Origin of the sequence: Caballeronia jiangsuensis (assembly GCF_046030135.1) — a bacterium.
Taxonomy (GTDB): Bacteria; Pseudomonadota; Gammaproteobacteria; order Burkholderiales; family Burkholderiaceae; genus Caballeronia; species Caballeronia jiangsuensis.
Map to the genome: position 1 here is coordinate 50,962 of NZ_JAQQDB010000050.1, position 8,018 is coordinate 58,979.

The 8,018-nt window shown below is 63.0% G+C and carries 8 protein-coding genes; 1 reads left to right on the forward strand and 7 read right to left on the reverse strand.

The window, feature by feature from the left end; all coding sequences use genetic code 11:
- Positions 1 to 33 precede the first annotated feature (33 nt).
- Positions 34 to 729, reverse strand: coding sequence for a response regulator transcription factor (locus tag PQR08_RS33725; protein ID WP_035501961.1), 696 nt, complete (start codon positions 727 to 729; stop codon positions 34 to 36).
- 196 nt (positions 730 to 925) lie between these two features.
- Between PQR08_RS33725 and PQR08_RS33730 the strand changes: the two genes are divergently transcribed.
- Positions 926 to 1,378 carry a response regulator transcription factor gene (locus PQR08_RS33730; RefSeq protein ID WP_035502017.1) on the forward strand — a complete coding sequence of 151 codons (453 nt, stop codon included), beginning with the start codon at positions 926 to 928 and terminating at the stop codon, positions 1,376 to 1,378.
- Positions 1,379 to 1,498: 120 nt separating this feature from the next.
- Here PQR08_RS33730 and PQR08_RS33735 read toward each other — a convergent pair whose 3' ends face one another.
- The 6 genes from PQR08_RS33735 to PQR08_RS33760 form a co-directional block, all read right to left on the reverse strand.
- On the reverse strand, positions 1,499 to 2,434 hold the full coding sequence (locus PQR08_RS33735) for an aldose epimerase family protein (protein ID WP_250484604.1): 936 nt from the start codon (positions 2,432 to 2,434) through the stop codon (positions 1,499 to 1,501).
- Positions 2,435 to 2,482: 48 nt separating this feature from the next.
- A complete protein-coding gene (locus PQR08_RS33740; protein ID WP_187606358.1) occupies positions 2,483 to 3,400 on the reverse strand; it encodes an ABC transporter permease in 918 nt (305 codons plus the stop codon).
- Positions 3,400 to 4,266, reverse strand: a complete 867-nt coding sequence (locus tag PQR08_RS33745) for an ABC transporter permease (RefSeq protein ID WP_035501965.1) — start codon at positions 4,264 to 4,266, stop codon at positions 3,400 to 3,402. The genes PQR08_RS33740 and PQR08_RS33745 overlap by 1 nt, the downstream gene beginning before the upstream one ends.
- Positions 4,263 to 5,339, reverse strand: coding sequence for an ABC transporter ATP-binding protein (locus PQR08_RS33750; protein WP_238291844.1), 1,077 nt, complete (start codon positions 5,337 to 5,339; stop codon positions 4,263 to 4,265). Before PQR08_RS33750 ends, PQR08_RS33745 begins: the two co-directional genes overlap by 4 nt.
- A gap of 81 nt (positions 5,340 to 5,420) precedes the next feature.
- The gene (locus PQR08_RS33755; RefSeq protein ID WP_371882254.1) at positions 5,421 to 6,524 is read right to left on the reverse strand and encodes an ABC transporter substrate-binding protein; all 1,104 of its coding nucleotides are present in this window, start codon (positions 6,522 to 6,524) and stop codon (positions 5,421 to 5,423) included.
- Between the two features lie 641 nt (positions 6,525 to 7,165).
- A complete protein-coding gene (locus tag PQR08_RS33760; protein WP_250484603.1) occupies positions 7,166 to 7,858 on the reverse strand; it encodes a FadR/GntR family transcriptional regulator in 693 nt (230 codons plus the stop codon).
- Positions 7,859 to 8,018 lie beyond the last annotated feature (160 nt).

Here is an 8,018-nt window from a genome sequence, read left to right on the forward strand (position 1 = left end):
TGCCCGCGTCGAAAAGAAGGTGACTTTGACGGCTCAGGACGCCGACGACGTATTGCTCATCGGCATTTCGATCCCGCGCCGCGCCATCTCGACGATCAGGAACGTTCGCCGCGTGACGTGAAAGCGCGCGAGCAGATCGCTCGAATATTCCTTGGCGGTGTTTTCGCTGATATTCATCTTGCGCGCGATGGCCTTGTTCGACAGCCCCTGCAGCAAATAGCGCAGCGTCTCGGTCAGGCGAGGCGGCAGATCGAGCGATTCGACCGTCACGCCCGCGTGCGGCGAAACCGGCTTCGGGCTGTGGCCGCCCTTGCCGAGCACCGTGTTCGGCAGATAGACGCGCCCGTTGAGGATGGTTTTCAGCGCTTCGCGGAACACGCCCGCGCCCTGCTCGCTGCCCTTCGAGATGAAGCCGCACGCGCCGTTCTTGATGCATTCGAGCACGGTGTCGCGGTCGTCCTGCGCGGAAAGCATGATCGTCTGGATCTCGCGCTCTTCCTCGCGAATCCAGTTGAGCAGGTCCATGCCTGTGGCGTTGCCGCGCAAGTGGTAGTCGAGGAACATCAGATCGTAGGTATTGGCGGAAAGCTTGGCTTTCGCCTGCTCAAACCCGTCGGCTTCGTCGATCTCGAGCAAAGGCTCGTTCGCCAGGATGAGGCTTTTCATGGCGCTCCTGGTGAGCCCTTCGTCCTCTACTAGCAACACTGTTTTGAAATAGCCATTTTCCATTGCGACGCTCCGAGAACGGTTCCGATATTACGCGCGCCCTGCGCGACTTCCACCCCCCTTTCGCAGGGATACATTCGGCAGTCCCCCAAAATTCCCCGCATCCCCCTCCCGTGCCGGGTTTAGCGACCGGCACGTTCCGTCGACACTGGTCGCAGTCGATTCAACCACGTAATGCAATACGAGAATGGAGGATGAGATGTCAAGCCGTCTGGCCGACAACGAACGCGAATTCGCGTTGTGGCGTATCAAGCGGGCCCGCGCCGGAGACGCATCGCGCCGTGTGCTGATCGCCCACAAGGACAAGTCGATCGGCGATTCCCTCGCCGTGCAACTTCGGCTCAAAGGCTTGCAGGTCATCCATTCGCAGGATCTGAAATCCGTGCGCGCGCTGGTGCATAGCTGGCAGCCGCAGGCGCTGCTGCTCGATACCCGCCTCGACAACGATTCCGGGTACGTCTTTCTGCGCACGCTGCGCATGGACGCCGACGTCACCGGGCGGCTCCTCGTCGCGATGAGCAACGTGTGGCCGGCCGATCCGGTTCAGACGCTCAAGGAAGCCGGTTTCGACGCCCACTGCCGTCGGCCTTGCGCGACCTGGCGCATCGTCGATCTCGTGGAATCGTTCTTTTCCATGCCGCTCACGCGCTGATACGCAAATCTGGAGGTGCCGCCATGAACAGGGATGCATGCCTCATCGCCGGGGGGACGTTGCCGGCGAATGCGTCGCGCTGTCCCCCGGTTCGCGAACGCGCCGGTGTCGAGGCGCGCGTCAGGCGCCGCCGCCGTCGTACCGGACCGGGGTCGCGCCGGCTGCCATCACGAGCGACGCCCGTATTTCACTACCTGGCTCGATGACCGCGATGCCCGTCCCGGGCAGCCCTTGCGCCGCGAGGTTGAAGCCGTCGCTCACGTGCGACACCGGTTCGACGCACAGATAACCCGCGCCCGCCGGACAATGCACGACGACGTGGTTCAGCGTGTCGCCGGCTTCCAGTTCGAGCGTGCGGCCGTCCGCGTAACGCAGCGTGGCGCGGCCGTCCCAGCCGCTCAGATAACGCGTGTAGCCCTCCGCTTCCCGCACATGCCGATGCGCTGGCGGCTCGGCCGTCGGCTCGATCGCGATCTCCGCTTCGTGACGCCAGTGCGTCGTCGCATGAAGTTCGGCTTCGTGCGCGCCGAAGTAAGGATGAAAACCGAGGCCGACGGGCATCGGGCCGGACGACCGGTTCGCGATCCGCATCGACAGCCGCGCGCCATCTGCATTCGCTTCGATCAACTGCACGGCCTCGAAAGCCCACGGCCAGCCATGCTCGCCCTCGCCGTGCACGTAACGCAAGACGACGCAATCCGCCTCCTGAAGCTCGACGCTCCATGCCGCGAACTGGCCGAAACCATGCAGCGCGTGCGCCATGCCGGGAAACGTCGCGATCTCGACGATGGAACCGTCCGGCGCGGCAAAGCGCGCATCGCGCACGCGATTGGAAAACGGCACGAGCGGATAACTGCCGCCCTTGGGCCATGCATCGCACGGCCAACTGGCGGCTGTCACCGGCACGAGCCAGTCCTGCAACCCGCGCGCGCCTTGCGTGGCGAAGCGCGTGATGCGCCCGCCCGCCGCCGGCGCGATCTCGATGACATGCGGCCCGCTCGAAATGCTCAGGCGCGGCGCGGCGTCCAAAGGTACGACTTCACGAAATTTCGTCACGACACGGCTTCGAATTGAAAAGAACCCGCGCGCAGGCGCGGGTGAACATCACTGCTTCTGCTCCTTCACGCGCGACACGAGTTGCGTCGGGCTCACGAACTGCAACGCGATCAGCACCCAGACCATCGTGATGGCCATGTAGATCATCGCCATCGCGTCGATGGACTGCGGCGCGCGCACGCCCGTGGAGAAGACGGCGTAATACAGCGCGACGACGAGCGTCTGAGTCGTCGGCCCCGCGGTGAAAAACGTCAGCTCGAACATGCCGATGGTGCGCACCAGGACGAGCAGGCCGGCCGCCAGCATGCCGGGCACGAGCAGAGGCAGCAGCACGTAGCGGAAGTAGCGGAACGTGTTCGCGCCGAAGATGCGCGCGGCCGATTCCAGATTCGGATCGATCTGCTCGATGAACGGCGTCATCACGAGAATGACGAACGGCAGCGCAGGCACCAGATTCGCGAGGATCACGCCGGTCAGCGTGCCCGCGAGATGGAACTTGTACATGACCGTCGCCATCGGGATGCCGTAGGTCACGGGCGGCACCATCAGCGGCAGCAGGAACACGAGCATCGCGAAGCGCTTGCCGGGGAACTGCACGCGAGCGAGCGCATACGCGGCCGGCACGCCCAGCACGATGGACAGCAGCACCACCGCGCCCACCACTTCGAGCGTCACGAGGAGCACGCTCGAAAGCTGGAAGTCGCTCCATGCCTGCGCGTACCAGTGCAGCGTGAAGCCCTGCGGCAACAGCGTGCCGAACCAGCGCGTCGCCACCGAGTTCACGGCGACGGTCGCGATCAGCAGCAACACATTGACGAGGAAGAAGCCCATCGTCGCCCAGACGAAGAACTTCCATAGCCTGTCGCGCAGGCTCACTTGCTGTTTCATGTGCTTGCCGGTGCCGTTCGTGGTTTCGGTCAGCGCGCCGGCCTGCCAGCCGGACGCCGCGCGGTTATCGGTCGTCATTATCCCTTGCCTCCCGTCACCGGACCCGTATAGAAGAAGCGACGCGCGCCGAGCATGCCGCCCACGACGAGCAACTGCACAAAGCCCATCACGATCGCGATCGTCGATGCGAGCGCGTAGTCGTAGTTTTCGAACGCGGCTTCGGACGCGGCGATCGAGATCACGCGCGTCGGACCGGCGGGCGCGCCGAGCAGCACCGCCGACGGAAACACCGAGAACGCCTGCACGAACGAGAGACAGGCGGTCATCGTGAGGCCGGGCAGCAGCAGCGGCAGATAGATCTGACGGAACTGTTGCCACGGGCTCGCGCCGAGCGTCGCGGCGGCGCGCGCGAGCGTCGGGTCGATGCCGGTCACATACGACAGCGTCAGCAGAAACGCGAACGGAAAGCCCGACACGATCAGCGAAATCAGCACGCCCCAGTAGTTGTGCGTGAGGCGCACTTCATCGCCATAGAGATGCAGCGCCTGCAATGCCTGCGGAAACCAGCCGTTCGGGCTGAAGTACGTCAGCATGCCGTCGGCGATCAGCACGGTGCCGAGCGTCACCGGCACGACGAGCAGCGTCGTGACGAACTTCTGCCACGGCGACGTGCGACGCAACGCGAAGGCCACCGGCACCGACACGCCGACGTTGATGATCGTCGCGGGCACGGCGAGCTTGAGCGTGACGACGATCGTCGGCCACATCGACGAATCGGTGAAGAACGTGATGTAGTTCGCCCAGACGCTGCCGCCGTTCATCGGACTGAACGACAGCATCAGCCCGTAGGCGAACGGATAGATGAACAGCGCGATGATGAAGAAGAGCGCCGGCGTGACGAGCCAGCCCTTCGGATCGCGTGGCTGCGCGGGAAGCGCGATCATTTTTCCTCTCCATACACGAGCGTTTTCGAAGGCACGACGCGCAGCGAGATGCGCTCGCCTTCGCTGCATTCGCCCGCGATGCGCGCCCAGAGCTTGCCGAACGCCGTATTGACGATGATGAGCGAATCGCGGCCGCCATATTCGACGACTTCGACGTGCGCATCGAACGCGTTCTCGGCGCCGGGCGCCGCGCGTTCCATGTCTTCGGGACGCAGCGCGACGGCCACGCGCTTGCTGTCGAAACCTTCCATCGGCGTGCCGAGCAGGCGCACGCCGCTCGCGTTCACCGCGACGGCTTCGCCCTGCGTGCCTTCGAGCGTTGCCTGCACGACATTGCGGAAACCCATGAAGCGCGCGACGTGCAGATTCTTTGGCCGCGAATACACTTCCTTCGGCGCGGCCACCTGCTGGACGACGCCCTCTTTCATCACGACGATGCGATCGGCCATCGACAGCGCTTCGTCCTGATCGTGCGTCACATAGATGGTCGCGCGCTCCAGCTTGCCGTGGATGCGGCGAATTTCGGCGCGCATCTCGATGCGCAGCTTGGTGTCCAGGTTCGAGAGCGGCTCGTCCATCAGAACGAGCGGCGGCTCGATGACGATCGCGCGCGCAATTGCCACGCGCTGCTGCTGGCCGCCCGAAAGCTGACCGGGAAGCTTGGCGTCGTGGCCGATCAGTTGCACGAGCTGCAAAGCGGCTTTCGCGCGCTTCGTTGCTTCCGCCTTCGGCATGCCGCGCATCTTCAGGCCGAAGCCGACGTTATCCAGCACCGACATATGCGGAAACAGCGCGTAGTTCTGAAAGACCATGCCGAAGCCGCGCTTTTCGGGCGGCAGCACGTCGATACGCTTGTCGTCGAGCCAGATGCCGCCGCCCGTCAGCGGCTGCAATCCGGCGATGCAGTTCAGCGCGGTCGACTTGCCGCAGCCCGATGGCCCGAGCAGCGCGATGAACTCGCCGCGCTGGATATTCAGATCGAGTCCCTTCAATGCCGCGAGCTGCTGCCCTTCCGCGTTGGTGAAACTGCGCGAGACCGAGTCGAGGCGCAACTGCTCAAAAGTGTGCTTCATGACAATTTCCTGCGCTTTTTTGTACAAGCGGCGACGCGCCCTGACGGGAGCGTCGCCGTCTCATTACCGCGTTACGCCGAGTTACTTCGTCTTCGCCGCGCCGACTTCGCGATCCCATTTCTGGAAGGCCGCGACCATCGCCTGCGCATTGAGCGGAAGCACGTGCGGACGGTCGGCGAGCAGCTTCGCGTACTCGGGCCGGCCGAACTTCTGGATGACTTCCTGACTCTTCGCGGGCGCCATCGAGAGCGGTACATCCTTCACCGCCGGGCCCGGATAGAAGTAGCCATCGTCATAGGTCAGCGCCTGCTGCGCCGGCTCGAGCATGAAGTTCATCAGCTTGTAGAGCACGTCGAGCTTTTCCTTCGGCACGCCCTTCGGGATCACCATGTAGTGGGCGTCGTTCACCCAGGTCATGTTGTCGAACGCGGCCACCTTGAATTCCGCCGGCACGATGCCGAGCGCGCGCGGGTTGATGTCCCAGCCCGTCACCGTGACCGTCATGTCGCGCGTGCCCTCGCCCAGTTCCTTCATGACGGCCGAGGTTCCGCCCGGATAGTACGGAATGCAGTCGTTCAGTTGCTTGAGGAATGCCCAGGTCTTGTCCCAGCCGTTGATCGGGTCCATCGGGTCCTTGTCGCCGAGCACATACGGCAGGCCCATCAGGAAGGTCCGGCCAGGGCCGGAGTTCGCCGGGCGCGCGTAGATCAGCTTGTTCGGATGCGCCTTGCACCACGCGAGCAGTTGATCCGGCGTCTTCGGAACGTCGGTGACCTTGGCCGGGTTGTATTCGAGCAGGGGACCCGCGGGCATATAGGTCACTTCGAGACCATAGCCCTGCGCGATGTCCTGCATCTTGCGCGGGCCGGGCGCGTACTTGTCGAGCACGCCGGGGAACGCCTTCGCGTTATCGGGAAGCAGTTTCTCCCAAAGGCCTTGCTGGATGCCGGCCGCGAGCGCGTCGGTGCCGGTCACGACGAGGTCGATGTCCGAGCGGCCCGCCGCCTGCATCGCCTTGATCTTGCCCGGCAGTTGCGGCGCGGGCGCGTTCGTGAAGGTGATGCTGGAAACCAGATCGGGATACTTGGCCTTGAACGCCTCGAAGCCCTTTTGCGTCAGTTGCAGATTGCCCGCAACGTCGACGATGTTGATCGATACGGGATCGGCCGCGTATGCCGCGCTCATGCCGAAAGCCGCGCTGACGGCGACGCAAACCGCCGCCAGTTTCACTGACAGTCCTGCCTTGAAAGCCATTTTGTCTCCTCACTTCTCTCGCAACCGGTGGTCGGGAAAAGGTCCGGTCGAATTCTTCGATTTCGTCGATCGCCGGCCTGTTTGTGCTTCGTTCTGATTCGTTTGTGCGCCGCTTGCTGGCACCTTGAATGTAGCGTGTCTCTGTACGCGTGCGTCCTCATGGCGACCGGATGCTGAAAAATAGCTAACGGAGTCATAGGATGTCAAGCAAATTGGTTCCCGCAAGGCTGTTACCGAAACAATGGGAAGGCGGTTTTTCCTCTGGCGATAGCGGTTTGCAAGCTATGTTGGGAGATACCCCGAGCAGTTGTTTCCTATCTTTTTAACCAGGATTTAACCGTTGTTTCCTGCGGAGTTATCGCGTCTTTCCTTTGAGTTAAATCGTCGCCGGATGTTCAACGTTGGGGGTAAAGCGGATGGATTCGCCTGCTGCCAGGACGCAGAACTCGATGTTCAATGGCGACCAACCAAATGGTGGAGCGGCAGCCACCTAAATTTGTCAAACAACTTACCCGCGAGCGAGGGAGTTTTTGCCCGCCCGACCCAAGGTTGTGTGACAACTGCAGCAGTGGCTAGTCGCCGAATATCCGATCGAGCGCGTTTTGAAGATGCGCCTTCATCGCTTTCCCGGCGCGGGCGGGATCGCGTGCGCGGATCGCTTCGAGGACTTCGAGATGTTCACGCTGGACGAGACGCTGGCGCTCGAGCGTTTTCACGGACGACAGATTGCGCGACAGGTTCATGCTGACTTCGACCTGTTCCTCGATGAACGCCAACGCGGTAATGAAGAACTGGTTCTTCGACGCACGTGCGACCGCGAGATGGAACGCAAAATCGTCTTTTGCGCCGATGCCCTGCTGCGTCTCGACGATGCGCTCAAGCCGATCCCATGCATCCTGAATCGCGCGAAGGCCGTCTTCATCGGCCTTGATGGCGGCGAATTCCGCGGCGCCGGACTCCGTCACGATCCGAAATTCGTAGCAGCGGCGGATGTCGGATAGCGTTTCGAGCGGGGCGAATCGGCGCACATCCGGATCGGGACGACGTCCGACGATCGTTCCCGAGCCGCGCCGCGTCACGATAATTCCGTCCGCGCGCAATCGCGCGAGCGCTTCGCGGACGGTCGGCCGAGAGGTTGCGAACCGTTCAGCGAGCGCATGCTCCGTGAGAAGCCGGTCGCCCTCCTTGAACTCGCCTTCCACGATGCTGTTGAGGATGTCGCTGTAGATTCGGTCGGCGAGTCCGGAAGACTTACGCTCGTTCATGTTGGCGCTTGTCGTGCTTGTCAGGGTGGGAGACCGATTGTAAGGCAGATTTTTCGCGCGAGGTCACGCGTAGAGATCAGGCGCGAGCAATAAAAAAGTCGGTGGGCGCAGTTGGGGCGTGGGCCCCCGTGGATTTGGGCGGGGTTTGGTGGGGCGGGTA